Here is a 23,758-nt window from a genome sequence, read left to right as displayed (position 1 = left end):
TCAGAGGCGCTCCTTCGCGAGCGCGTCGAGCGCCTGATCGAGGCCACGGCTGGAAAGCGGCAGGGCAAGCTCGCGGCCGGCCGCGTCCTTGAACAGGATCCGGCCCTGCTCGCTCGCCTTGCGCCATTGCTTCAGGGCGTCGTCGCCCGGCGCGGCATCGGCGTAGCAGGCGGTCGGAAGGCAGCGCCGCCAGGGCAGGTCGACCGGCTTGGCGTCCTTCTCGCCCATGACGATCTGCACGCTGCCGGGGAAGGAGACGCTGACCGGCATCACCGCCGTGATCCGCACGGGCTCGTCATTCGCGAGCCGCCCGAGCGCGATCTGTGCGATCGGAGCCTGCTGGCCTTGCGCCTGCAGGATCTGCGCGACTTCGCAGACCCGCATCGGTTTGGCCGCGTCGGCGATGCGCTGGCATCGCAGCGTCCAGTCGCCGAAGCTCGCCGTGGTGCTGCTCGGCTCCGGCGATACCGCCGGTGCGGCTGGTTGGGCGACAGGCTGCGCCGTCGCCACTGCGGGTGCGGGCGGCCGGACGGGCTTGGGAGGAAGAGGCTGAGCGTAGGCCGAGCCGGTTGAGATGGTCATGGCCAGGCCGAGCCTCGCCCAGCCGGACATCAATCGCTTCGCCTTCACGTCACACCTCGACACAGCCCCCCACCATTCCGGCAGCGCGCCGGAACGGCTGTGCATCAAGGAAATTCGCGTCTCTCGGCGCAGCCCGCGGCCATCAATGGCGGCAGATTGGAAATCAGGCAGACCTGCGCCGAGGCGATCCCGCCTCCCGATGAACGGTCAAAAATTCTCAGATTGCTCTCTCATGTGCAATACGCGTTTCAAAAATGGTCACATGCACCGATCACTCGGATGCGCCGACATCAACCCAGGGTAGTGATCTCGGTCGACGTCGACCGGTGGGCTCGCTCGCCGGCCGAAGGGGATCTGCGCCCATCCGCAAGCTTACGCGACGGGCTGCTGCGAGCGGCCCCGTGCCCCCACGCTGGCGATCAGTACGGCGCTGAGACCAAGTGCAACCGCGATCAACCCGAACATCGCCCAAAGCCCGATCTGGTGGATGAGCGCGAAGAACACCAGCGGCACGAAGACCGAAACGAGCCGCCCGATGCCCCATGCCAGTGAGGTCCGCGAGGAGCGCAGGGCCGTCGGGATGATCTCGGCCGCATAGACGCCGAGCACGCTCGCATAGATGGCGGTACACAGCGCGAACGCGATGCCGATCCCGATCAGGGTGACGAACTCGGTCGCGGCCGCGAAGCCCAGCCCCAGCAGGATCATTGCGACGGCGCTGGCGATCAGGCTAGCCCTGCGGCCGATCCGGTCGATCACGAGGGCCATGAGCAGGTTGCCGATCACCGGCCCGAACATGATCAGCCCGGCCGCGACCACGGAATCGCTGATGCTGAACTGCTTCTGGACCATGACCGCGCCGCTCATCAGCGGGAAGCCGATCGTCGCCCAGGGGGCGAGCGCATAAAGCGTGCAGAGCAGCAGCAGACGCTTTCCGACGGTCAGCGTTTCCCGCGTGTCGGCCGCCGAGGCGAAGGTACTCGGCTGAACCGATACCACTGCGGCGTCGTGCTTCCGCCCACCGAAGCGGCGCAGAGCGGCCTCGGCCTCGCCGAGGCGACCGGCCGCGGCCAGCCAACGCGGCGATTCAGGCAAAAGGCTCAGCAGCGCAGCGGCGACGACGGCGAGGATGGCTCCGGAGCCCAGCGCCCAGCGCCAGCCCTCCAGGCCGAGAAAGCTCGGCGTGGTCGCGCGCATCAGGAAGATGATGGCGGGGGCACCGAGAAAGGCGAGGCCCGCACAAAGGCAGACCATGGTCCCGCGCAAGCGCGGCGGCATGACGTCGGCGAGATAGGCCGCGATCAGCGGTGGGCAGGCGCCGATGCCCAGCCCTGACAGGAAGCGGAAGCCGATCAGGGCGGTCGCATCATCGCTGGCGGCAGCGCCGATCGAGCCGATCGCGACGACGAGGAGTGCCGCCTGGAGAGCGCAGCGGCGGCCCGTCCGGTCGCCGAGCAGGCCGAAGCCCGGCGCACCAACGGCTCCGCCTGCGAAGATCGCGGCGAGGAACAGCGAAAGCTCGGTTCGCGTCATGCTGCGCGGCGGCGCCTGGAAGACCGCGCCGAGCGCATTGCCGAGCGCGACCTCGGCGATATCAGCAAACAGTGCCAGGGTGGTGACCGCGAAGATCGCCAGCCTGAGCCGGCAGAACGGCAGCGCATCGAGACGCGCCCCGATCGAGGGCTGCGCCTGGCTGTCAGGCGACGGCTCTGCCTCCTCTGACTTCCTCAGCATGGCGGGCTATCGGGATGGTCGTGAACCATCTCCGGAGTTCCGATGGCAGCCGTCGGCGAGGCAGGCTCTGGCGTTCTCGCCGCTGCGTCGAAGGCTGCGCCGATGATCGCGAGCTTCGCCGCCTGGATCTGCGCGTACTCGGCGCGAAAACGCCTCGAGAGCCAGATCGGCGAGCGCCCTGGCGTGCCGCTCCAGCCAAGGCCTCCGAGGGCCGCCGCCGCCGCCACCGTCCTGCCCGTGTGCGTGCGGGACAGATTAAGTCGGCGGGCGAGCGCGGAAACCGAGGTGACGTCGGTCAGCGCCTGTTCCTGAGCCGGCGCTGCGTCCCAATCCAGCCCGACGATGAGACGGTCCATCAGACTGCCGCCATCATCCACCGAGGCGAATACCGCGTAGATCGGCGCCGGGGCTCGAATAAGCTCGCAGCCGAGCAGGCCGTCGGCAACGCCGGATTCCATCTCCGCCAGCAGCATCAGGTCCGCCTTTCGCAGGCGTTCCACCCTGTCCCCGCCATCGAGCGCATCGAGCGCCGCCAGATGCAGCGCGTACCACTCGGTCAAGGCCCATAATGTCGATGGCGCGGGCTCGACCAGGCCGGAGCCGCGACCTGAGGCTCCGATTGGCCGGATCAGCCCGTAATGCAGCGCTTCGGCGAAGAAGGCCGTGGCGGTGTTGCGGCTCGCCAGCCGATGGCCTAGCGCTTCCTCGAGGAATTCGGCCCGAGACAAGCCCGGCCTGCCGGAGCGGAGGCCGTGAAAATAACGCGACAGCGCCGCATGCGACATCAGCCAGCGCTGCTGCGTCGCAAATTGCGACGCGAGGCGCGGCGCGGCGGCCTGCACATCCACGAAGCCGGAGGCCAGGCGATGGATGGCGCGATCAAACTGCGGATCGGCCAGCAGCCGATCGATCCTCCACTCCAAAGACTGCATTGGCCCCCCGCAGGATGACGCCGCACTTGTCCGCCACCCTCAGGCATTCTGCACAATATCGTGAAAATTGAGAAGAGGGCGCGATTGGTGCCAGGCAAATCTCCAGGGTCTCAGCGCTCGCCTTCGATCGTGCCGTGCAGCAAGGCCCGGACCATTCCTCGGTAGCGAAGGTGCAGCCTGTCCGGAGCGATCGGCGGCAGACTCTGATTGGTGCCGCGCGCGCCGTCGGCGAGCAGCTGCGCCAGATCCTCGGGGCTGATGCCGTTCTTGAGACGCAGAAGACCCTGCTGCTCCAGCTCCACGACGAACGCCGCCAATTCCGCCTGGAAGGCAACGGCCGAGCCGACCATGATGTCTCGGCAGCGCCGAAAGGCCTGGTCGTTGATCTCGATCGCGTGCGGCGACTGGCTCAGCCGCCGCCGCGTGTCGCCGTAGCGGATGTCGAGAATGGTCGCGAGAATCTCGACCGCGTCGTCTCCTGCCGCGAGGGCTGCGCGCCCTGCCGCCATGCCGGCCTCGACGGCATTCGCATTGGCCTGCTCGATCAGGAAGCGGAACGCTTCCTCCTTGCTGCTGAAGTAGTTGTAGAGCGTCCGCCGCGTGACATCGACGATCCCGGCGATGGTGATCATCGTCAGCTGCGCGTACCCGTGGTCCAGGAAAGCCCGTTCCAGCCGTGATACGAGCTCTGTGCGTGTGACCATCTATGACGCCCGGTTGATCGCCAAATCATCGCCCCGACGCTGGGACGCGATGCGATGACTCAGCGCGTCGCCTTCTTGCCCCGATTTGCCCGGGAACCGCAATCTGCGTCTGCGGGAACCCCTCCGTCGGTGAGCCATACCCGACCTGCTTTTCGGGGCTTTCCGACGCCGCGCCAGCGCCCGACGCCTGCCTTCGCATTTAGCACATGCGCGGCCGCCGTTTGCTCACGAAGGCGTGGAGTCAAACACTGCGCTCAGGCGGCCAGGAGGCTGCGGGCCTTCAAGCCAGGATAAGGCGCGCTATGGCCGGGGCTCGGACCGGGCGTTTGCAAGCTCGCCGGAGCGCTCTGCCGCCCGATGGTCGCGGCCGGCATGCAGCCGCTTCAGCTGCCGAGATGCCGCAGCGGCCGCCCCGCGAGCACTGCTGTCTCGATGTCCTCGAGCCGGGCACCGCGCGTCTCCGGCGCGAAGGCGAGGCAGAAGCCGAGCGAGATCAGGCAGACCGCAAGGAACAGCCCGATCGCTCCGGAAAGGCCGATCGCCGCCACCAGCGAGAGGAAGGTGAAGGCGATCAGGGCGTTGAACAGCCAGCTCGTCGCCGAGGCCACGGCGATGCCGGATTCGCGGATCGCGGTCGGGAACAGCTCGGACATCAGCACATAGGGCAGCGGGCCGAGGCTCATGGCGAAGGCCGCGATGAAGAGGGCGAGCCCCGCGAGTCCGACCCAGGGCCAGGCGAGCTGGGAGGCGAGGATCACGGCGGCGAGCCCGACCGCCATCGCGGCGGAGCCGATGATCAGCAGCGGCCTGCGACCCAGGCGATCGACCAGGGCGATAGCGGCGATCGTGGCGAGAACATTGACCAGTCCGAGGCCGAAGGTCGCAGCGAGCGCCGCGGTCCCGGCCGAGAAGCCGAGTTCCTGAAAGATGCGGGGGGCATAGTAGAGGATGCCGTCGATGCCGCTCAGATTCTGCAGCACGAAAAGCGTGCTGCAGAATACGAGGACTGCCGCCGTGCTGCCGCGAGTCAGCGCGGTGCCGCTTTGGTTGTCTGCGTGCGCGGGAGCCGCCGGAATCTCCTGCCATTCATCGGCGAGCCCGAGCGTGAGCGTCGCCTTCTCGACCGCGGCGTGTTCACCCCGTGCGGCGAGCCAGCGCGGGCTCTCGGGCAGGAACAGGATCGCCAGCAGGCCGAGGCCAAGGGGGAGCGCGCCGGCGCCGAGCAGGATTTGCCAGGGCACGCTCGCGGCGAAGGCGAGGGTCGTGCCATAGGCGCCGAGAATGCCGAGCGTGATCGCGAGCTGGAACATCGAGACCACGGCGCCGCGGCGCTGCGCCGGCGTCGTCTCGGCCGCGTACATCGGCACCACCATCGAGATCAGGCCGATGCAGAGCCCGGCAAGGCTGCGCCCGACCAGCAGGCCGCCGAAGCCGATCCCAGCCAGGATCAGCGTATAGCCGAGTCCGCCGAGTACAACCGCCAGCATGATCGTTCGTCTTCTGCCCCAGCGGGCCGAGATCGGCCCTGCTATGGCGGCACCGACGAAGCAACCGAGGACCAGAATTCCGACGACAAATTGTTCGCCGATCTCCGAAAGTTCAAATTCTGGCTTTATAATATCCAGTACGCCAGAGACAGATGTTATTCCAAATCCGAATGCTATTCCGCTCGCTAAAATTAGAGTCAAAATCAACTGAATTGGGCTAATAGACCTGAAAATCCAGTTATTTCCAATCATTTCAGATCTTTTCCAAAACTAAAGGCCGGATTTGCTGCTCTGTTTCATGCTACAAGCGCTTCGTTGGCCAGATCAACATCTTCAATCTCGTTGATCACGCCGCCAAGACGACGCATTGCTGACAGGGGGAAGCGCATGACTGATCTGGCCGAGCAGGGATCGCGGGTTGGTCAGGAGCGGGCCAATCGGCTCGCGATCGATGGCGGCGTGCCGGTCAGGAGCGAGCCTCTGCCCTGGGAGCTGCCGGGGGTGCACTGGATCGGCGAAGAGGAGCGCGAGCTGGTCGACCGCGTCGTGCGGGCGCGCAGCCCGTTCCGCTTCTACGGGCCCGACCCGCAGCACATGGTCGAGACGCTGGAGCGGGAATGGTGCGAGGCCTTCGGGCATCGCAACGCGCTCGGCGTGTCGTCGGGCACGGCGGCGCTGACGATTGCCTTGTCGGCGCTCGGGGTCGGTCCCGGCGACGAGGTCTTCGTGCCGGGCTATCTCTGGGTGAGCTGCCTTTCGGCGGTAGTGCGCGTCGGCGCCATTCCTCGCCTGGTCGATATCGACGAGACCTTCTGCATCGATCCCGAGGATCTCAAGCGCAAGATCGGGCCGCATAGCCGTGCCGTGCTGTGCGTCCATATGAGCGGCGCGCCGGGCCGCATCGCCGAAATCGCCGAGATCTGCCGCGCCCACGGCCTCGGCCTGGTCGAGGATTGCGCGCAGGCGGCGGGCGCCTCGGTCGGCGGGCGTGCGGTCGGACGCTTCGGCGATATCGGCATCTTCAGCTTCCAGCTGAACAAGAACATGACCTCGGGCGATGGCGGCATGCTCGTCGCCGAGGACGACGCGCTATTCCGGCGCATCGTGGCGCTGCACGACCTCGGTTATCCCCGCAACGAGAAGGGCCGGCTCGACTCGTCCGACGAGGCCTGCCAACTCTGGGGCATGGGGGCACGCATGTCGGAACTCGCCGGCGCGATGGCCCTGGCGCAGATGCGCAAGCTGCCGCGGATCACCGGCGCGATGCGGGCCTCGAAATGGCGTATCCGCGAGCAACTCTCCGACCTGCCCGGCCTCAGCTTCCGCCATATCCCGGACCCGGCCGGCGATACCGGGCCGTTCCTGTTGATGCTGCTGCCCGATGCCGGCCTGGCGCGGCGCTTCGTCGAGGCCCTGCGCGCCGAGGGCATCGCCGGGCCGCCCGGCAGTCTCGCCTGCATCACCATGCAGGAATGGGGCATGCACTGGTACTTCAACGTTCCCAGCCTGGTTCAGCGCCGGTCGAACAGCCGCGACGGCTTCCCCTGGACCCATCCGGCCAACGCCTTCGCGAAGGATTATCATTACGGCGTCGGCGCGCTGCCGCGCTGCGACGAATTCCAGGCGCGCGGCGCCTTGCTCGCCATCGGCTCGACCCTGACCGAAGCCGACGAGAGCGACATCGTCACCGCCTTCCGCAAGGTGGCGAACGGCCTCCTGCGCTGATCCCCGCGAACCCACGCCAACCAGAGCGCAGACGATGATCTATTTCGTAGCTGCCATCGCCGGTATTGCCGGCTTCCTGTTCGGCTTCGACGAGGGCGTCATTGCCGGCGCGCTGCATCTGTTGCGCGGGGAATTCACCATCAGCCCGTTCGACGAGGGGCTGATGACCGCCGCCGTGCCGCTCGGGGCGCTGGGCGGGGCGCTGCTGGCGGGCCGCACCACCGAAACCTATGGCCGCCGCGCCCTGCTGCTGGTCGCCGGCGTGCTCTTCGCCGCCGGCGCGCTGCTTTCGGCTGCGGCGGGGGCGGTCTGGGTCCTGACGGCCTCCCGCCTCCTGCTCGGTCTCGCCGTCGGCATCGCCGCGATGGTGGCGCCGCTCTACATCTCCGAGAGCGCGCCCGCGGAGAAGCGCGGCATGCTGGTCTCGATCTATCAGCTCGCGATCACGCTCGGCATTCTCGGCGCCTATATCGTCGACTTCGTCTTCGCCGAGTCCTGGCGGCTGATGTTCGTGATGGGCGTCCTGCCCGCGCTGGCCTTGCTTATCGGCATGTACCGCATGGGCGATACGCCGCGATGGCTCGCCCTGCAGGGTCGCACCGATGAGGCGCGTCTCGCGATCGCGCGGATTCGCGAGCTCGCGCCGCATGATCCGGCGGTCGACGCGGAGCTCGCAAGCATCCGCCAGGCGGCCCAGCAGCGGACCCGGCCCGGCACCTGGGCGGATCTGCTCAGCCCGACCGTCCGGCCGGCGCTGGTGGTCGGCATGGGACTGTTCTTCCTGCAGCAGCTCAGCGGCATCAACGCCGTGATCTATTACGCGCCGACGGTGTTCAAGGAGGCGGGTTTCAACTCGACCTCGACCCAGATCCTGGCGACGGTCGGGATCGGCATCGTCAATGTCGGAATGACCTTCGTCGGCATGTACCTGATCGACCGGATCGGTCGGCGGCGCCTGCTCTTCATCGGTTTTGCCGGCACGGCCCTCAGCCTGGGCATGATCGCGCTCGGCGCGGCCACCGGCTCGGAATCGTTGGATATCCTCGCCACCGTCGGGCTGGTCCTCTACATCGCCGCCTTCGCCGCCAGCATCGGCCCGCTGCCCTGGGTGATGATGTCCGAAATCTTCCCGCTCAAGGTGCGCAGCCTCGGCATGAGCGTGACCTCGCTCGCCAATTGGGGCTTCAACTTCCTCGTCGTGTTCTCCTTCCCGATTCTGGTCAGCAGCATCGGGCTCGGCGGGGTCTTCGCGGTCTACGCGCTGGTTTGCGCGGCCGGGCTGATCTTCACCTATCTGCTGGTGCCTGAAACCAGCGGCGTCTCGCTCGAGGAGATCGAGCGGCATCTGGAATCGGGGCGGCCTTTCCGGGCGCTCGATGCGGCTCCGGTCCGGGTCGCAACGGCATGAACCAGATGTCGCCGAGCCTCGTGCAGCAAACGCCGGGCGGCGCCGATGCCGCCGGCACGGCCATCCCCGGAGATGGCGAACGGCTGGTCGCAGCGCTGATCGCGCTCAGCCCGTATCGTGCGGTGCTGATGCCGATGCTGGCCGACATCACGCGGATCGGGCGTGCCAACCGGCAGATCGGCGCAGCACTCGCGGCGGTCGAGCTGCGTGCCGACTTCGCCCATACGGGGCGGTTGCGCCGCGCCGATCTCGGGCCCGAGCGGACCGCGCTGCTCGGCTTCCTCGAATATATCCGCTTCGCTTCACCGGATTTCCTGCGCTCGGTTGGCGAGTGGCCCGCGGGAGGCATGCGTGACCGCGGCTGAATTCTGCGATGTCGTCGTCGTCGGCACCGGCGCCGGCGGCGGCATTCTCGCCCACAAGCTCGCCAAATCCGGCTTGCGCACCATCTCGCTCGAACACGGCGCGATGCTGCCGGAGGACTATTTCCGGACGACGATACCGCCCGGCGTGACCCGGGATTTCGGCATCGATCCCAGTACGACCTGGCCCAGCGACCCGCATGACAGTCTCTTCGTCCATCCGCTCTTCGCCGATGGCCGCACCGGCTCGACCGCCCGGCCGAAGGGAGGCTTCCGGCACTTCCAGGTGCTCGCCGTCAACGGGCTGCAGAATCTCTGGAATGGCGTCAGCGTCCGCTTCTCGGAGGAGGATTTCAGGTCCTGGCCGTTCTCCTATGCCGATCTCGCGCCGCATTACGGCGCGGTCGAGCGCCTGATCGCGGTCTGCGGCACCAAGGAGGGGCTGCCGAACCTGCCGGATGGCGATTATCTGCCGCCGAAGCCGCTGCGCCCGGCGGACCGGCTGATCGTCGATGCCGTCAACGCGCTGAAGGACGGACACTCGCACGCGATCCCGAACCGCAAGGCGATCAACACCAAGGCGGGAACCCCGTCATCCTGCATCTCGACGGGGATGTGCACCTCGGGCTGCCCGGTCGGCGCGGTCTACAAGTTCTCGACGCGGCTGCTGCCGCAGATCGCCGACCTGCCGAATTACGAGCTGCGGACGCAGGCGAAGGTCGTCCGGCTGCTCCGCGACGGCGACAGCCGGCGGATCGCGGGGGTCGAGTACATCGACCTTGCCACCGGCGAGCGGCGGCATTTGCGGGCCGGTACCGTCGTGCTGGCCGCCGGAGCGGTCGAGACTCCGCGCATCCTGTTCAACTCGGCCGACGAGGCCGATCCCTCCGGCCTCGGCAACCGGCACGAGCGGGTCGGGGCGGGCCTGCAGGACAATCCCAAGGTCGTGCTCTCGACCTCGCTGCTGAAGCTCTGGGGCAAACGGCGCGACTACGATCTCGGCTATGGCGACCTGCTGATCCTGCTGTCGCAGGGCAAGCTTGCCGATGGCGCGCCTTTCCCCTTCATCGGCCACGCCATCCACAGCGCGCCCGACGTGCCGCACTACCTGACCGGCATGCGGCACTTTCCGCCCTTCCTGAAGGAGCGGCTCGCGCGCACCATGTTCCACAGCTACGTCACGCTCGGCCTGTTCTGCCAAGGCGAGGCGACGCCCGGAAACCGGGTGCGGCCGGGCCGGAGCGTCGATGCTTACGGCGTCCCTCAGGTCGAGGTCGATTTCACGATCCCCGCCGCGAGCCATCAGATGATGGATGCGATGACCGTCTGGGGCCGGCGCGTGCTGCGGCGGGCCTCCGCCACGATGATCTATGCCAGCCGCGACAATAGCGGCACGGGCATCCACTATGCCGGCACCACCGCCATCTCCGAGGATCCGCGCCTCGGCGTCGTCGATGCCGACCTGAAGTGCCATGACTTCGACAACCTCTATGTCTGCGATGGCGGAGTCATCCCCGAACTGCCCGACAAGCACCTGACCCTGACGATCATGGCGTTGGCCGACCGGCTGGGCGGCCATCTCGTCGAGACCGCCCGGCAGCAGGCGGTCGCGGCCTGACGGGCAGGGGGCGACAGGACGGGGATATGCGATGAGCGCGACGATGAGAGCACTGCTCGCCGTGGCGATGGGCCTCATGCTCGTTCCGCCGCGGTCGCAGGCGCTGCATGCGGAGAGCCCGGCGGCTTCCGCCACCGTGACACCGACCGCGCTGGTTGGCGAGGTGCTGTTCGCGCCGCGGCCCGTGCTCGGCTCGGATGGTCTCCAGCACCTGGTCTACGAGCTGCAGCTGTCGAATGTGACGGGCGAGCGGGTCCAGCTGAAGCGGCTCAGTATCTTCGGTGACGCGGACAAAGAGCCGCTTGCCGTCCTCGATGGTGCCGAGATCGCAAGGCGCTTTTCGCCAGGAGGCCGGCGCGGCAACGAGTCGGCGGAGCTCGGCGGCTACCAGTACGGCATCGGATTTCTGCATGTCGCGCTGCCTGCCGGGCGCGCGGTTCCGCAGCGCCTGAGGCACGAGGTCGAGGCCCGGTTCGACCAGTTCAAGGCCGATGCCGTGATCAGGCTCGGCCCGGTTGCCGTGACGACCTCGGAGCCTCCGGTCCTCGGCCCGCCTTTGCGCGGCGATGGATACATTGCCGGCGATGGTTGCTGCGACTCGGTCCGGCATGTTCGCGCCCTGCTGCCGCTCAATGGCGGCTTTCGCCTCGCGCAGCGCCTCGCCATCGACTGGGAGAAGCTCGGGGCCGATGGACGGCTGGTGAAAGGCGATCGCAAGCAGGTCGCCAATTACCACATCTATGGCGAGCCGATATTGGCGGTGCGCGACGGCACCATCGTCGACATGCGGAACGACCTTCCCGACCAGGTTCCCGGAGCGCTGCCCGACGGGCTGCCGATCAGCGACGCCGACGGGAATTTCGCCGTGCTCGATATCGGCAGCGGCGCCTTCGTGCTCTACGCCCACATGAAACCGGGCAGCGTCCGGGTCAAAGCCGGCGACAAGGTCAAGCGCGGCGATGTGATCGGCCAGGTCGGCAATACCGGCAACAGCTCCGAGCCGCATCTGCATCTGCACGTCATGGACGGGCCGTCTCCGCTGCTCGCCGATGGCCTGCCCTATGTCTTCGAGGCCTTCACGGTGAAGGCGATCGATCGGGCCGGCACGGCCGATTTCGACCGGGCCGCTGAAATGGGCACGCCGGTGACCCTGACACCGGTCGTGCCGCCGCTGGCGATGCGTCGCGCGCTGCCGCTCGATCTCAGCGTCATCGAATGGGGACAGTAGGGCCGGCCGTCCGGAAGGGCGATGCTGTCACGCCCGGCTGAGCTGGCCGAGCATGCGTTCGAGCGGCAGGACATCCTTGTGTTCGGTTTCGCAAAGGTAGGACGACGAAGTCGCGCCGAGGAAGTCGAGGATACTGGTGCCGAGTTCTGCCCTTGCGGCGTCGCCGCGATAGCCGAGCGCGGCCAGTTCATTCTCGACCAGCGCGCCCTCGGCGCCGATGTAGCCCGTGCGCGTGAAAAGGTCGTCGGCCCGGCCTTCCGGTGCGCGGAGCAGCAGGATGCGGCTGGCGGCGGCCCTCGCGTCGGGGTCGTGCACGGCGGCGCCGCAGAGAATGCCGCCGATGAGATTGGCCGGCGGCGTCGGCACGTTCAGGACCAGGAAGAACAGCCGATGGGTGTAGGAGCAGGTCAGCGCGCTTTGCGCGGTGCGGCCATCGCTCAGCAGCTGCCCGTTCATCAGGACCTGGCGGTTGAACAGGTTCTCGCTGTAGTCGATCTGTAGTTGCTGCAGGGCATCGGCGTGGATCGTTACGGCCCCGACGATCAGCCGGCCCGACTCGGTGCGAGACCAGGCCGGCGAGATCGCGAGGTAGCTGCCCTCCAGCCAGTTCCCGCCTGGCTGCCGGCCATTCGCCCTGGTGGGCGGCGACGGGGCGGCGGCGGGGGCGCGGCCAGGCGGCAGGCCGGCCTCCGCCCTCAGGAGCGCAAGCGCGGTCTCGGGCACGGTGAAGCGGGCGCAGACCGCGTCCTGAAACTCCTGGAACGAGGACGACGCGATGAAGGGCGCGGTCAGCGCGCCATCAAGCACCCGCACCCAATCCTCATAGACGCTGGATGCGCGCGGCATGGCCTTGCCGCCGAGCCATTTATAGGCGTTCTGCGGCACGAATAGTGTCGTCTTGTTGATGGCGGCGAAACGCGCGCAGAGTTCCTTGTGGGTAGAGCAGCCGAGCGCTAGGGAGGTCAGTCTCAGCTTCAGCGATAGATGCCGCGAGGCTTCGGTCGGCTGTTGGCGATCGATCTCTGCCAGCAGCGACGCGTCGCCATCCAGTCTGAACTGCTTCACCGCGTTCCCCAGCCGCTTGCCGTAAAATTGGAAGACGGCCCGAAACTGATCTCCAAGCCGAAAAATAGCAACGCCTGTGTTTCGGCCTCCTGAATGCATATATTGTGACGGGCGGTGATCGCGCTTTGTCGGAAAGACTGCCGCCTGCCGCAGAGGAGTCCGCCGCCCCGGGCGCAGGGAGGCGATCTCTGCTTGCGTCAGGCAAGGCTCGCCGGGCACGTGCCGCGCACCAGGCATGCTGCGCCGGCCGGCGCGCTCAGGCTCGGCCGGACGCGCCTCTCATCATGTCGGGCATCGCCGTCCTACGACTTGAACGTCTTCGCCAGGGCGTCGGCATTCTTGGCGAGGAGGCCGAGATCCGAGCCGACGGCGACGAAGCGGTAGCCCCATTCGATGTAGCGGCGGGCATCGGCCTCGGAGGCGGTGAGGATGCCCGCCGGCTTGCCGATGGCGGTCAGGCGGGCAGCGGCGCCCTTGATCGCTTCCTGCACCTCGGGATGGCCGGGATTGCCGATATGGCCGAGCGAGGCGGAGAGATCGGCCGGGCCGATGAAGACGCCGTCGACGCCATCGACCGAAGCGATCGCCTCGAGCTGGCTCAGGGCTTCGCCGGTCTCGACCTGGACGAGGACGCAGATCTCGGCATCGGCGCGCTTGAGATAATCGGGCACGCGGCCATAGCGGCTGCCGCGGCCGCTTACGGTGATGCCTCGAATGCCGGCCGGCGGATAGCGGCAGGCGGCGACGGCCTTGGCGGCCTCCTCGGCATTCTGGACGAACGGCACCAGCACCGCCTGCGCGCCGATGTCGAGCAGGCGCTTCAGCAACACCGGATCGTTCCAGGCCGGGCGCACGATCGGCGTCGCGGTGCCGGCCTGCAAGGCCTGGAGCTGGGCGAGCACGGCCGGCGGCTCGTTCGGCGAATGCTCGGTGTCGACCAGGATCCAGTCGAAGCCGCTATAGCCGATGATCTCGGCGACGATCGGGCTGCACAGGCTGCTCCACAGCCCGATCTGGAGCTCGCCGCGGGCGAGCGCGGCCTTGAAGGCGTTACGGGGCAGGTCCATGGCGCTCCCTCCGAGCATGTTTTCGATGTTGCGCGAATTCTCTTCGTTCAGCCGAGATCGGCTGGACGGAAAGCGCGCTAGACGAACTGCACGGAGACGCTACCGAGCGGCCCGAAATCGGCGTGCAATGTATCGCCCTTAGCGGCCCAGACCGGTCGTGTGAAGGAGCCAGACAGCATCAGGTCGCCCGGCTGCAGGGTGATGTCGAAGGGCGCGAGCTTGTTGGCGAGCCAGGCGATCGCCATGGCGGGGTGGCCGAGCACGCCGGCGGCGAGGCCGGTCTCCTCGATCTCGGAGTTGCGATAGAAGATCGCGCCGACCCAGCGCAGGTCTACGTCTTCAGGCCGGACCGGCCGGCCGCCGAGCACGATGCCGGCGGCAGCGCCATTGTCGGCGACCGTGTCGAAGATCTTGCGCGGCTCGGTGACTCGCGCATCGATGATCTCGATCGAGGGCACGACATATTCGGTCGCTCGGAGCACGTCGATCAGCCCGATGCCCGGGCCCTTCAGCGGCTCCTTCAGGATGAAGGTCAGTTCCGGCTCGACGCGCGGCACGCAGAAATCCTCGAATTTCACCTTGGCGCCGCCGTTCAGCAGCAGATCGTCGAAGAGATAGCCGTAATCGGGCTCGTCGATCTTCGAGGAGGCCTGCATCGCCTTGGAGGTCAGCCCGATCTTGTGGCCGATGATGCGGGCGCCGGCCTTGACCCGCTCCTGCGCCACCGCCGAGGAGATCGCGTAGGAGTCCTCGATCTTGATCTCCGGGAACATCTGCGAGGGCCGCTCGCCCTGCTTCTTGGTGCGGTGGCTCTCGAGCAGGGAGCGCACCACCTGCGCGCGCTGGGCTTCGGTCAGCATGGCTTTTCTTCCTTGGAACTTGGTTGCGGCTCGCGCCGCCACAGCGGCAGACTGTTCGAGGCATCCTCCAGCCCTCATCCTGAGGAGCAACCGAAGGCTGCGTCTCGAAGGATGCTCCAGCTGGTTCCGGAGCCTCCGGGAGCATCCTTCGAGACGGCCGCTGACGCGGCCTCCTCAGGATGAGGGCTTAAGGGGAAAACCGACCTTCAGAGCTTGATGCAGACGTTGCGCAGTTCGGTGTAGAATTCCATCGAGTGCAAGCCGCCCTCGCGGCCGATGCCGGACTGCTTCGAGCCGCCGAAGGGCGTGCGCAGGTCGCGCAGGAACCAGGAGTTCACCCAGGTGATGCCGACCTCGACCTGCGCCGCGACGCGGTGCGCCCGCGTCAGGTTCTCCGTCCAGATCGAGGTGGCGAGCCCGTAGGGGCTGTCGTTCGCCAGGGCGATGACCGCATCCTCCTCGTCGAAGGGCACGATGTTGCAGCAGGGTCCGAAGATCTCCTCGCGCATCACGGCGGAATTCTCGGAGAGACCGGTCCAGATCGTCGGCTCGACGAAGGAGCCGGCGGAATACGGCGCCAGCAGTTCGGGGATGCCGCCGCCGGTGATGATCTCGGCGCCCTCCGCTTTCGCCTTGGCGTAGTAGGACAGCACCTTGTCGCGATGGACCTGGCTGATCAGCGGACCGAGCGTGGTCGCCGCGTCGAACGGGTTGCCGGGCTTCAGCTTCTGCGCCGCCTGTTTCAGGCGTTGTGTGAACTGATCGAAGATCGGCCGCTCGACATAGACGCGCTCGGTGCCGAGGCAGACCTGTCCGCAATTGGCGAACACGGCGCGGGTCACGCCCTCGATCGCCTTGTCCATGTCGCAATCGGCGAAGACCAGCGAGGCGTTCTTGCCGCCGAGCTCGAGCGAAACCGGGCGGACGCCCTTGGCGGCGGCGCGCATGATCGCCTCGCCGGTGCGGGTCTCGCCCGTGAAGGTGATGCCGTCGACCAGGGGGTGGCTGGTCAGGTATTCGCCCGCGCTGTCTTCGCCGAAGCCATGCACGACATTGTAGACGCCGGGCGGTACGCCGGCCTCGTTCATGATCTCGCCGAGCATGGTCGCCGTGGTCGGCGTCTCCTCGGAGGGCTTGACCACGACGGTGTTGCCGCAGGCGAGTGCCGGCGCGACCTTCCAGGTCATCAGCAGCAGCGGGAGATTCCACGGGCAGACCACGGCGATGACGCCGCGCGGCCCGCGGATCGCGTAGTTCAGTGCGCCGGCGCCATCCGGCGTCGCCATGCGGAAGGTCTCGGTCGAGAGCGTCAGCACCTGATCGGCGAAGACGTTGAAGTTCGCTGCGCCGCGCGGGATGTCGATATGCGAGGCGAGGCTCTTGGGCTTGCCGGTGTCGAGCACCTCGGCGGCGAGGAAATCGTCGAAGCGGGCCATGATCCCGTCGGCGACCTTGCGCAGTATGGCCGAGCGCTGCTGTTCGCTCATCTTGCCCCACGGTCCCTTGAGAGCCCGCTTGGCGGCCTTCACCGCATCGTCGATCGCAGCCGAGTCGGCCTCGGGCACGAGATTGATCAGCTCGCCGGTCGCCGGGTGGCGGTTCTCGAAGCTGCTGCGGCCGGCCGGCACGAAGCGGCCGTCGATGAAATGCGACAGGCGGGCGGTCTCCGCGCCTGCGGCAGCACCCTGGTAGCGCGGAACGGCGCTGTTCATCGTCTCACTCCCGGTTGTTGTCGTTGTCGTCATGGGCGCATCATCGCGCCGCCGTTCACGTCGAGGATGGCGCCCGAGACGAAGCTCGCCGCCGGTGAACAGAGAAAGGCGATCGGCCAGGCGATCTCCTCGGGCCGGGCGGCCCGGCCGAGCGGGTGGCGGGCCAGCGCCGCCGAGAGATCGTGGACGCCGACCATGGCCGTGTCGGTGATCCCCGGCGCGACGCCGTTGACCAGCACGCCCTGGCCGCCGAAGCGGCTGGCGAGCCAGCGCACCAGCGTGTGCAGACCCCCCTTCGATGCCGCGTAATGCGGGCCGACGCCGGGGAAGGAGCCACCGGTCGCGGCGACGATCGAGCCGACGAGGACGACCCGCCCGCCGCCGCGCGCCGCCATGGCGGGCACGAGTTCGCGGGCGAGGCGCATCGGCGCCATCAGGTTGAGCGACAGCGTCGTCTCGGCCACCTCTTCCCAGCCATCCGCATCCCAGTCGAGCGGGCGGTAGATGCCGGCACCGAGGACGGCGGCATCGATCGGGCCTGCCAACTCCGACAGGCGCCGCGGCGCGTCCTCTTCGAGCAGGTCGACGACGATCTCACGGGCGGCCTCGGCTTGCGCGCCGAGGCCGGCGATCGTTGCAGCGCAGGAGATGCGGTCAGTGAGGACGAGCCTTGCGCCGAGGCCCGCCAGGACCTTCGCCGTCACCGCGCCAATGCCGCCGGCTGCGCCGGTGACCAGAATGGTCTGGCCGGTCAGATCGAAACCGCTCACGCCTTGCCTCCGGAAATCCGGTCATCGTCCTCGGCCAGCGTGGCCATCGCCTTGCGGACCTCTTCGGCGGTGCGGGCAAGATGCAGCTCGGTCATCCGGCAGGCGCGCAGCGCGTTGCGCTGCATGGTCGCGTCGTAGATGGCGCGGTGCTCGTCATGGACGTTGCGCCAGCCGCGCGAGACGTTGAGCGAGACGCGACGATAGCGCTCGGATTGCTGGTAGAGCAGGTCGCGCAGCTTGATCAGCATCGGCGACCCCGCTGCGGAGACGAGCGCGGCGTGAAAGGCGCGGTTGCGCGCCTCCCAGGTTTCGAGCTGCTCCGGCGGCAGGGCGTCGCTGGTGTGCGGCAGATGTTCCTCGACCGCGGCCAGTGCTTCGAACGCCGCCGTGACCTCGCGCTCCCAGTTTGCATCGCCGTTTCGGATCGCGGCGTTGAGCGCCTCGGTCTCGATCAGCGCACGGACGCGCGAGACATCGTCGAGCTCGTCGAGCGAAAGCGGCGCCACCCAGAAGCCGCGCTGCCCCTCGGAGACGACGAGCAGGTCGCCCATCAGCCGGGCCAGCGCTTCGCGCAGCGGCGACATGCCGACGGCGTAGTCCTGCGCCAGGGCTTCCAGCTTCAGCTTGCTGCTGGCCGCGAGGCGGCCATTGACGATGTCGCCGCGCAATTGGCGGTAGGTCCGGTCGGCCAGGGTCTTGTCGGAAGGGGACATGCCGAAGCGCAGAGCTCCTATGGTCGGTCGCCACTCTCTAGCAGTAAATTTCGAAATTACAATCCTGAGAAGGAAGCGTGGTTTTCTGAGTCGAGTGCGAGAGTCGGAGGCAAACAACGAATTTATTGGAGTTATAGGCGTTTCGGCGCGGATTCGCGGATTGCCGCAGCCGCCCGCGCGGAAAAAATATCGAAATAAGATTGACAGCCCAATATCGATCTGGTCGGATGGCGGCAATCGGGTGGCGTCAAGACCGCCCCGTTGGAGGACGTCCCATGATCGAGCGCTTTCCGCTTTCCCGCCGCAGCTTCCTCGCCGCTGCCGGCGCGACCACTTTGAGCGGCACGATCGCGGCGCCGGCTTTGGCGCAGACCGCCAATAAGCCGCTGAAGATCGGCATGGTGACCTCGCTGTCCGGGCCGTTCACGGCGCTCGGCGAGAGCATGCGGGCGGGGATGCAGATGTTCCTGGCCGAGAATGGCGGCAAGTTCGCAGGCCGCGCAGTTGAATTGATCGTCGAGGATGACCAGGCCAAGCCCGACGAAGGCGTGCGCAAGTTCCGCAAGCTCCTTGGGCAGGACAATGTCGACATCGTCTCAGGCGTGATCTCGTCGGCGGTGGCGCTCGCCGTCCGCGATGTGGTGACCGAGGCCAAGGCGCTGACCTTCATCTCCGCCGGCTCGGCCAATGATCTTGCCCGCAAGGCGGCGAGCCCCTTCGTCTTCCGGCCGACCAAGACCAACTGGATGCTCGGCCACACCGCCGGCCAGTGGGCCTTCGAGAAGCTCGGCAAGTCCGGCTGCCTGACCATCGCCGCCGACTACGCCGCCGGCCGCGAATCCGTCGGCGATTTCGTCGCCAGCTATCAGCAGCAGGGCGGCAAGGTCGGCAAGCAGCTCTGGGCGCCGCTCGGCACCACCGATTTCGGGCCGCTGCTGACCACGATCGCGGCCGAGAAGCCGGAGTTCATCTTCTCTTTCTTCGCCGGCTCGGATGCGGTCCGCTTCCTGCGCCAGATGCGCGACTACCGCCTGCACGGCAAGGTCAAGCTGATCGGCAGCGGCGCGCTGTTCGACCAGGAGGACGTGGTCTCGGCCGTGAAAGAAGCGGCGCTCGGCGGGCTCAATACCTGCAACCAGTCGCCGACCGCGCCGAGTTCGGCCGCCTTCACCGAGGCCTATCAGGCCGCCCGCAACGCCATGCCGGGCGAGATGGGCACGGCCGGCTATGTCACCGGCCAGGTGATCAAGGCCGCGGTCGAGCGCGTGCAGGGCGACCTCTCCAACAAGGAGAAGGTCAAGGAGGCGCTGCTCGCCAAGGAGGTCGAGACGGTGTTCGGACCGATGCCGTTCGACCCGCGCAACAACCAGGCGATCCTCGATATCTATGTCAACGAGGTCAAGGAAGGTGCCGGTGGCGTCCCGGTCAACCAGGTGATCCACACCTACAAGGGTGTGCGCGACCCCGGCCCGGTGGCCTGACGGGAAGGAGCGGTTCCGTGGGCTTCTACGCCGTCCAGAGTCTGAACGCGCTGTCGTTCTCGATGCTCTTGCTGCTGACCGGGCTCGGCCTGTCGGTGGTGCTCAACCTGATGAACTTCGTCAACCTGACCCACGGCTCCTTCTTCCTGCTGGGCGCCTATGTCGGCGTCTACTGGCTGGCTTCCGGCGCGCCCTGGTGGCTCGCCTTCCCGGTCGCCTTCGCGGCGGCCGGCCTTGCCGGCTTCCTGCTGGAGCGCTTCCCGTTCCGGCAGTTCTATGCCCGCACCCATCTGATGCAGGTGCTCTTGACCTATGGACTCTCGGTGATCTTCGCCGATCTGATGCGCTGGGGTTTTGGCGCGCAGATCCTCTCGCCGGAGATCCCGGAGGCGCTGCGCGGCGTCGTCTTCATCATGGACATGCCGTTCCCGATCTACAGGCTCTTCATCATCGGCTTCGGCGCGGCGCTCGCCTTCGCGCTCTGGTTCGTGATCGATCGCACCATCTGGGGCGCGGTGGTCAGGGCCTGCGTCACCGATCGCGGCTTCGTCGAGACGCTCGGCCTCGACACGCGCCGGATCTTCACGGCGGTGCTGGTGATCTCGGCCGGTCTCGGCGGCATTTCCGGCGCGCTCGGGGCCGGTATCCTCTCCGCCTATCCCGGCCTCGACGAGGAGGTGCTGATCCTGGCGCTGATCGTCGTCGTCGCCGGCGGCCTCGGCACCTTCCGGGGCACGGTGCTGAGCGCGCTGCTGCTCGGCTTCGCCATGACCTTCTCCAAGGTCTGGGTGCCGGAATTCTCGAACGTCGTCGCCCTCGCCATCATGGCCGCGCTGCTGGTCGCGCTGCCCGAGGGCCTGGTCGCCAAGAAGGTGAGGCAGGTATGAGCTCGATCGCCGACGGGACCGGCCGCGTGGAGACGCGCCCCGCCAGTGAGCGGCGCAGCCTGCCGCTCGCCGCACGGTCCGCGCTCCTTGTTCTCGCCGCTGCCGTTCCTCTGCTGTTCGCCGGCGACTATCAGCTGCGTTTCCTCGCCGAGATCCTGATCATCGGCACGGCGGTGCTCAGCCTCGATCTTCTGGTCGGCTTCGGCGGGCTGGTGTCGCTCGGCCATGCCGTCTTCTTCGGCGGGGCGGCCTATGTCGCGGCGGTCGCCTCGCAGGCGCTGGGTGCCGACATCGTCGTGATGCTCGCAGTCGGCATCGCCACCGGCATGGCCTCCGCCCTCCTGATGGGCGTCGTGGTGATGCGCACCATCGCGCTGTTCTTCCTGATCCTCAGCCTGATCGTCGGGCAGATCGTCTGGGAGGTGGTGTTCCACTGGCGCGAGGTCACCGGCGGTGCCGACGGGCTGCGCGGTTTCCCGGTGCTGACCCTGCACACCGGCTTCGCCACGATCCCGCTCAACACCGGCGTCGCGCTCTACCTCGCCTCGGTCGTGCTGGCGCTTGCCGCCTGGCTCGCCGCCCGCTCCTTCGTCAACGCGCCGATCGGGCGGGCCCTGCTCGGCACGCGTGAGCGGCAGCTCCGCATGAGCGCGCTCGGCTATTCGATCCCGCGCATTCGTCTGATGGCGCTCGTCGCGTCGGGCGGCATCGCTGGTGCGGCCGGCGCGCTCTATCCCTTCGTCAACCAGTATGTCGGCCCCAACGCCGTGCATTGGACGATGTCGGCGATGATGATCATCATGCTGGTGATCGGCGGCGTCGGCTCGCTCTATGGCGCCTTCATCGGCTCGGCGATCTATCTCGGCATCCAGACCTATGTCTCGTCCTACACCGATCGCTGGCAGCTGGTCGTCGGCCTCGTCTTCGTCCTGACCGTGATGATCATGCCGAAGGGCGTCGTCGCCGGGCTGAAGGCCGCTTTCGGACGGCGGCCAAGCGAGGAGGGCCGGTCATGAGCGCGAACGCGGTTCCTGCCCTCTCGATCGAGGGCGTCGCAAAATCCTTCGGCGGCTTGAAAGTTCTGAGCGACGTCTCGGTGACGCTCGGCCAGGGCGAATGCCTCGGCCTGATCGGCCCGAACGGCGCCGGCAAGACGACGCTGTTCAACATCGTCACCGGCTTCCTCATCCCTGATCAGGGGCGGGTCGCCTTCGCCGGCGAGGATATCACCAGGGCCAGGCCCGACGCGCGGGTCCGCGCCGGGCTGGTGCGCACCTTCCAGAAAAGCATGGCCTTTCCGGAGCTCAGCGTCCGCGAGAACCTCGCTCTGGCCGCGCGCTCTCGGACCGGACAAGGCTATGGCTGGTTCGGCAGCGGCAAGGCAGTCGCAGCGGCGGATGAGGCGGCGGACGCCCTGCTGACCCGTGCCCAGTTGCGGGAGCGGGCCGAATTGCCGGTCGCCGGCCTGTCCTATGGCGAGCAGCGCATCGTCGACGTTCTGGTCTCGCTGGCGATGCGCCCGCGCGTGCTCCTGCTCGACGAGCCGACGGCGGGCCTTTCCCGCGCCGAAGGCGAACATCTCGTCGAGGTGGTGCGCGCACTCGGCGACGGCGTTTCCACCATATTGATCGCGCATGATCTCGATATCGTCTTCGGGGTCTGCGACCGTGTCGCCGTGCTCGATCTCGGCCGGTTGATCGCCTGCGATACGCCGGACGCGATCAAGGCGCATGAGGGCGCGCAGGCCGCCTATCTCGGCGCGACGCTCGGGGAGGCCGCATGATGACCGCACAGGCTCAAAGCGCGGCCGGCCCCGCCATCGATCTCGAAGTCTCCGGCCTCGATGCCGGCTATGACGGGGTGCGCGTCCTGCACGGCGTCGATTTCTCGCTGGCCAAGGGCGAGGCGGTGGCGCTGCTCGGGCGCAATGGCGCCGGCAAGAGCACGCTCTGCTCGGCCCTGTTCGGGCTGGAGCCACAGGTTTCCGGCCGGATCGCGATCAAGGGCCAGGAGGTCGCCGGCTGGCCGGGGCACCGCATCGCCCGGCTCGGCGTAGCCCTGGTGCCGCAGGGCCGCGGCGTCTATGCCAACCTCACCGTCGACGAGAACCTGACCATGGCGGCGCTCTGGTCGCGCAAGCAGCCGAACCGGCGCTGGGTCAAGGAACGCATCTACGCGGATTTTCCGCGCCTCGCCGAGCGCCGTTCCTTCTCCAGCGGCGCGCTCAGCGGCGGCGAGCGGCAATTGCTCGCGATCGCGCGGGCTCTCCTGACCCAGGCCGACCTGATCGTGCTCGACGAGCCGAGCGAGGGCCTCTCGCCTCGCGCCATCGAAGAGGTCATCATCGGCACGGTCGGGCGGTTGCGCGGCGAGGGCTATACCTTGCTGATCGCCGAGCAGAACCTCGCCATGGCGCTGAAGCTGGCCGAACGGGCGCTGGTCCTCGACCATGGCCGCGTCGTCTTCGACGGGCCGTCGGCGACGCTGTTGGCCGACAAAGACCTTCAAAGAGAGCATCTCGGGCTATGAGCGACGCGATCACCATCGAGCAATTGCGCTATGTCCGGCTCGGCACCGCCGATCTGAAGGGCGCCGCCGATTTCGCCTCGCGCATCCTCGGCCTGCAGCTCGTCGACCGCACCGAAACGGCTGCCTATTTCCGCTCTGATTATCGCGACCACACGCTGGTCTATGTCGAGGGGCTCGACGCCGGCCAGGCGATCGGCTTCGAGGTGCGCGATCCCGATGCGCTGGCTCATGCCGAGCATGTGCTGCAGGGGGCAGGCTTTGCCGCCACACGCGGTGACGCCGAGGCCTGCGCCGCCCGAAAAGTCCGGCAGCTCGTCTCGTTCCGCATGTCCGCCGGCTACGACATCGAGCTGGTGGTCCGGCCGCTGCAATCGGGCTGGCGCTATCACGGCCCGCGCGATGCCGGCATCACCGGGCTGGAAGCGATCGCGCTGCGCGGCGCGCCCGACGCCTCCGACCAGCAGGTCTGGACGAAACTGCTCGGCGGCAAGGTCAGCGACTGGGTTGGCGAGGCCGCCTATATCCGCTTCGACGAGGCGCATCATCGCATCGCCGTGCATCCCTCGCAGGAGAAGGGCATCCTCGCCGTCGAGTTCGGCGTCGAGGATGTCGATCTCGTCATGCAGAATGCCTATCACCTGCGTGGCGCCCAGGCCCGCATCGTCGACGGCCCGGGGCGGCGCGCCGCCTCGCAGCAGCTCTTCCTGAGCTTTGCCGGCCCCGATGGCGTCAACTTCTCCTATGTCGCCGAGGGCGAGCGGCTCGCCGCGCCGCGTCGTGCAAGGCAGTTCCCGCGCAAGCGCGACTCCTTCTGCGCCTGGGGCAGCGACACGCAGATTCCCGAATATCAGTGAAGCGTCTTCGCCGGCTTTGAGCCGGCAGGAAGGAGCGATC

The 23,758-nt window shown here is 67.6% G+C and carries 22 protein-coding genes; 11 read left to right on the top strand and 11 right to left on the bottom strand.

Annotated features, from left to right (window positions below; genetic code table 11):
* The 5 genes from AC1REK_RS25265 to AC1REK_RS25245 form a co-directional block, all read right to left on the bottom strand.
* The gene (locus AC1REK_RS25265) at nucleotides 1-582 is read right to left on the bottom strand and encodes an invasion associated locus B family protein (RefSeq protein ID WP_492269900.1); all 582 of its coding nucleotides are present in this window, start codon (nucleotides 580-582) and stop codon (nucleotides 1-3) included.
* Between the two features lie 372 nt (nucleotides 583-954).
* On the bottom strand, nucleotides 955-2,316 hold the full coding sequence (locus AC1REK_RS25260; protein ID WP_492269899.1) for an MFS transporter: 1,362 nt from the start codon (nucleotides 2,314-2,316) through the stop codon (nucleotides 955-957).
* Entirely contained in the window at nucleotides 2,310-3,248 is a 939-nt protein-coding gene (locus tag AC1REK_RS25255; RefSeq protein ID WP_492269898.1) for a hypothetical protein, read from the bottom strand. The genes AC1REK_RS25260 and AC1REK_RS25255 overlap by 7 nt, the downstream gene beginning before the upstream one ends.
* Nucleotides 3,249-3,358: 110 nt before the next feature.
* Nucleotides 3,359-3,952 (bottom strand): TetR/AcrR family transcriptional regulator, encoded by a 594-nt coding sequence (locus AC1REK_RS25250; RefSeq protein ID WP_492269897.1) that lies wholly within the window; start codon nucleotides 3,950-3,952, stop codon nucleotides 3,359-3,361.
* Between the two features lie 383 nt (nucleotides 3,953-4,335).
* On the bottom strand, nucleotides 4,336-5,691 hold the full coding sequence (locus AC1REK_RS25245; protein WP_492269896.1) for a sugar porter family MFS transporter: 1,356 nt from the start codon (nucleotides 5,689-5,691) through the stop codon (nucleotides 4,336-4,338).
* Nucleotides 5,692-5,826: 135 nt separating this feature from the next.
* On the opposite strand from AC1REK_RS25245, the gene AC1REK_RS25240 reads away from it, so the two are divergent.
* Genes AC1REK_RS25240 through AC1REK_RS25220 form a run of 5 tightly spaced genes read left to right on the top strand, consistent with a single transcriptional unit; the run spans nucleotide 5,827 to nucleotide 11,780 of the window.
* Nucleotides 5,827-7,164: a DegT/DnrJ/EryC1/StrS family aminotransferase gene (locus tag AC1REK_RS25240; RefSeq protein ID WP_492269895.1), complete on the top strand. Its 1,338-nt coding sequence runs from the start codon at nucleotides 5,827-5,829 to the stop codon at nucleotides 7,162-7,164.
* 34 nt (nucleotides 7,165-7,198) lie between these two features.
* Complete coding sequence (locus tag AC1REK_RS25235) at nucleotides 7,199-8,572, top strand: sugar porter family MFS transporter (RefSeq protein WP_492269894.1); 1,374 nt, start codon at nucleotides 7,199-7,201, stop codon at nucleotides 8,570-8,572.
* Nucleotides 8,569-8,937, top strand: a complete 369-nt coding sequence (locus AC1REK_RS25230; protein WP_492269893.1) for a hypothetical protein — start codon at nucleotides 8,569-8,571, stop codon at nucleotides 8,935-8,937. The genes AC1REK_RS25235 and AC1REK_RS25230 overlap by 4 nt, the downstream gene beginning before the upstream one ends.
* On the top strand, nucleotides 8,924-10,552 hold the full coding sequence (locus AC1REK_RS25225; protein ID WP_492269892.1) for a GMC oxidoreductase: 1,629 nt from the start codon (nucleotides 8,924-8,926) through the stop codon (nucleotides 10,550-10,552). The genes AC1REK_RS25230 and AC1REK_RS25225 overlap by 14 nt, the downstream gene beginning before the upstream one ends.
* Before the next feature lie 31 nt (nucleotides 10,553-10,583).
* Entirely contained in the window at nucleotides 10,584-11,780 is a 1,197-nt protein-coding gene (locus AC1REK_RS25220) for a M23 family metallopeptidase (protein ID WP_492269891.1), read from the top strand.
* A gap of 27 nt (nucleotides 11,781-11,807) precedes the next feature.
* Here the strand turns inward: AC1REK_RS25220 and AC1REK_RS25215 are convergent, their stop codons facing one another.
* From AC1REK_RS25215 to AC1REK_RS25190, 6 genes are all read right to left on the bottom strand, one after another.
* Nucleotides 11,808-13,064, bottom strand: coding sequence for a hypothetical protein (locus AC1REK_RS25215; RefSeq protein WP_492269890.1), 1,257 nt, complete (start codon nucleotides 13,062-13,064; stop codon nucleotides 11,808-11,810).
* A gap of 83 nt (nucleotides 13,065-13,147) precedes the next feature.
* Nucleotides 13,148-13,912, bottom strand: a complete 765-nt coding sequence (locus tag AC1REK_RS25210) for an HpcH/HpaI aldolase family protein (protein ID WP_316020653.1) — start codon at nucleotides 13,910-13,912, stop codon at nucleotides 13,148-13,150.
* A 77-nt stretch (nucleotides 13,913-13,989) separates the two neighbouring features.
* Nucleotides 13,990-14,772, bottom strand: coding sequence for a 2-oxo-hept-4-ene-1,7-dioate hydratase (hpaH, locus tag AC1REK_RS25205; RefSeq protein WP_492269889.1), 783 nt, complete (start codon nucleotides 14,770-14,772; stop codon nucleotides 13,990-13,992).
* Between the two features lie 206 nt (nucleotides 14,773-14,978).
* The gene (locus tag AC1REK_RS25200; protein ID WP_492269888.1) at nucleotides 14,979-16,484 is read right to left on the bottom strand and encodes a 2-hydroxymuconic semialdehyde dehydrogenase; all 1,506 of its coding nucleotides are present in this window, start codon (nucleotides 16,482-16,484) and stop codon (nucleotides 14,979-14,981) included.
* 29 nt (nucleotides 16,485-16,513) lie between these two features.
* On the bottom strand, nucleotides 16,514-17,254 hold the full coding sequence (locus tag AC1REK_RS25195) for an SDR family NAD(P)-dependent oxidoreductase (RefSeq protein WP_492269887.1): 741 nt from the start codon (nucleotides 17,252-17,254) through the stop codon (nucleotides 16,514-16,516).
* Nucleotides 17,251-17,967, bottom strand: coding sequence for a GntR family transcriptional regulator (locus tag AC1REK_RS25190; RefSeq protein WP_316020657.1), 717 nt, complete (start codon nucleotides 17,965-17,967; stop codon nucleotides 17,251-17,253). Before AC1REK_RS25190 ends, AC1REK_RS25195 begins: the two co-directional genes overlap by 4 nt.
* Before the next feature lie 275 nt (nucleotides 17,968-18,242).
* Here AC1REK_RS25190 and AC1REK_RS25185 point away from each other — a divergent pair, with 275 nt between their 5' ends.
* From AC1REK_RS25185 to AC1REK_RS25160, 6 genes are read left to right on the top strand one after another with little or no spacing between them, the layout of a single operon-like run.
* Complete coding sequence (locus AC1REK_RS25185) at nucleotides 18,243-19,448, top strand: ABC transporter substrate-binding protein (RefSeq protein ID WP_492269886.1); 1,206 nt, start codon at nucleotides 18,243-18,245, stop codon at nucleotides 19,446-19,448.
* Nucleotides 19,449-19,465: 17 nt separating this feature from the next.
* Complete coding sequence (locus AC1REK_RS25180; RefSeq protein WP_327521846.1) at nucleotides 19,466-20,335, top strand: branched-chain amino acid ABC transporter permease; 870 nt, start codon at nucleotides 19,466-19,468, stop codon at nucleotides 20,333-20,335.
* Nucleotides 20,332-21,351, top strand: coding sequence for a branched-chain amino acid ABC transporter permease (locus tag AC1REK_RS25175; protein ID WP_492269885.1), 1,020 nt, complete (start codon nucleotides 20,332-20,334; stop codon nucleotides 21,349-21,351). Before AC1REK_RS25180 ends, AC1REK_RS25175 begins: the two co-directional genes overlap by 4 nt.
* The gene (locus AC1REK_RS25170) at nucleotides 21,348-22,118 is read left to right on the top strand and encodes an ABC transporter ATP-binding protein (RefSeq protein ID WP_492269884.1); all 771 of its coding nucleotides are present in this window, start codon (nucleotides 21,348-21,350) and stop codon (nucleotides 22,116-22,118) included. Before AC1REK_RS25175 ends, AC1REK_RS25170 begins: the two co-directional genes overlap by 4 nt.
* Nucleotides 22,115-22,864: an ABC transporter ATP-binding protein gene (locus tag AC1REK_RS25165; RefSeq protein WP_492269883.1), complete on the top strand. Its 750-nt coding sequence runs from the start codon at nucleotides 22,115-22,117 to the stop codon at nucleotides 22,862-22,864. The genes AC1REK_RS25170 and AC1REK_RS25165 overlap by 4 nt, the downstream gene beginning before the upstream one ends.
* Nucleotides 22,861-23,718 (top strand): VOC family protein, encoded by an 858-nt coding sequence (locus AC1REK_RS25160; protein ID WP_492269882.1) that lies wholly within the window; start codon nucleotides 22,861-22,863, stop codon nucleotides 23,716-23,718. Before AC1REK_RS25165 ends, AC1REK_RS25160 begins: the two co-directional genes overlap by 4 nt.
* Nucleotides 23,719-23,758 lie beyond the last annotated feature (40 nt).

The sequence above is a fragment of the Allobosea sp. GW823-FHT02B03 genome, from assembly GCF_058797755.1.
The sequence above is the reverse complement of the archived record's forward strand: the minus strand, read 5'-3'. Positions and strand labels throughout refer to the sequence as shown.

Coding starts and splice junctions, on each gene's coding strand:
- AC1REK_RS25265 (WP_492269900.1), bottom strand. CDS start 582: ATGACCATCTCAACCGGCTCGGCCTACGCTCAGCCTCTTCCTCCCAAG.
- AC1REK_RS25260 (WP_492269899.1), bottom strand. CDS start 2,316: ATGCTGAGGAAGTCAGAGGAGGCAGAGCCGTCGCCTGACAGCCAGGCG.
- AC1REK_RS25255 (WP_492269898.1), bottom strand. CDS start 3,248: ATGCAGTCTTTGGAGTGGAGGATCGATCGGCTGCTGGCCGATCCGCAG.
- AC1REK_RS25250 (WP_492269897.1), bottom strand. CDS start 3,952: ATGGTCACACGCACAGAGCTCGTATCACGGCTGGAACGGGCTTTCCTG.
- AC1REK_RS25245 (WP_492269896.1), bottom strand. CDS start 5,691: ATGATTGGAAATAACTGGATTTTCAGGTCTATTAGCCCAATTCAGTTG.
- AC1REK_RS25240 (WP_492269895.1), top strand. CDS start 5,827: ATGACTGATCTGGCCGAGCAGGGATCGCGGGTTGGTCAGGAGCGGGCC.
- AC1REK_RS25235 (WP_492269894.1), top strand. CDS start 7,199: ATGATCTATTTCGTAGCTGCCATCGCCGGTATTGCCGGCTTCCTGTTC.
- AC1REK_RS25230 (WP_492269893.1), top strand. CDS start 8,569: ATGAACCAGATGTCGCCGAGCCTCGTGCAGCAAACGCCGGGCGGCGCC.
- AC1REK_RS25220 (WP_492269891.1), top strand. CDS start 10,584: ATGAGCGCGACGATGAGAGCACTGCTCGCCGTGGCGATGGGCCTCATG.
- AC1REK_RS25210 (WP_316020653.1), bottom strand. CDS start 13,912: ATGGACCTGCCCCGTAACGCCTTCAAGGCCGCGCTCGCCCGCGGCGAG.
- hpaH (WP_492269889.1), bottom strand. CDS start 14,772: ATGCTGACCGAAGCCCAGCGCGCGCAGGTGGTGCGCTCCCTGCTCGAG.
- AC1REK_RS25200 (WP_492269888.1), bottom strand. CDS start 16,484: ATGAACAGCGCCGTTCCGCGCTACCAGGGTGCTGCCGCAGGCGCGGAG.
- AC1REK_RS25190 (WP_316020657.1), bottom strand. CDS start 17,967: ATGTCCCCTTCCGACAAGACCCTGGCCGACCGGACCTACCGCCAATTG.
- AC1REK_RS25185 (WP_492269886.1), top strand. CDS start 18,243: ATGATCGAGCGCTTTCCGCTTTCCCGCCGCAGCTTCCTCGCCGCTGCC.
- AC1REK_RS25175 (WP_492269885.1), top strand. CDS start 20,332: ATGAGCTCGATCGCCGACGGGACCGGCCGCGTGGAGACGCGCCCCGCC.
- AC1REK_RS25170 (WP_492269884.1), top strand. CDS start 21,348: ATGAGCGCGAACGCGGTTCCTGCCCTCTCGATCGAGGGCGTCGCAAAA.
- AC1REK_RS25165 (WP_492269883.1), top strand. CDS start 22,115: ATGATGACCGCACAGGCTCAAAGCGCGGCCGGCCCCGCCATCGATCTC.
- AC1REK_RS25160 (WP_492269882.1), top strand. CDS start 22,861: ATGAGCGACGCGATCACCATCGAGCAATTGCGCTATGTCCGGCTCGGC.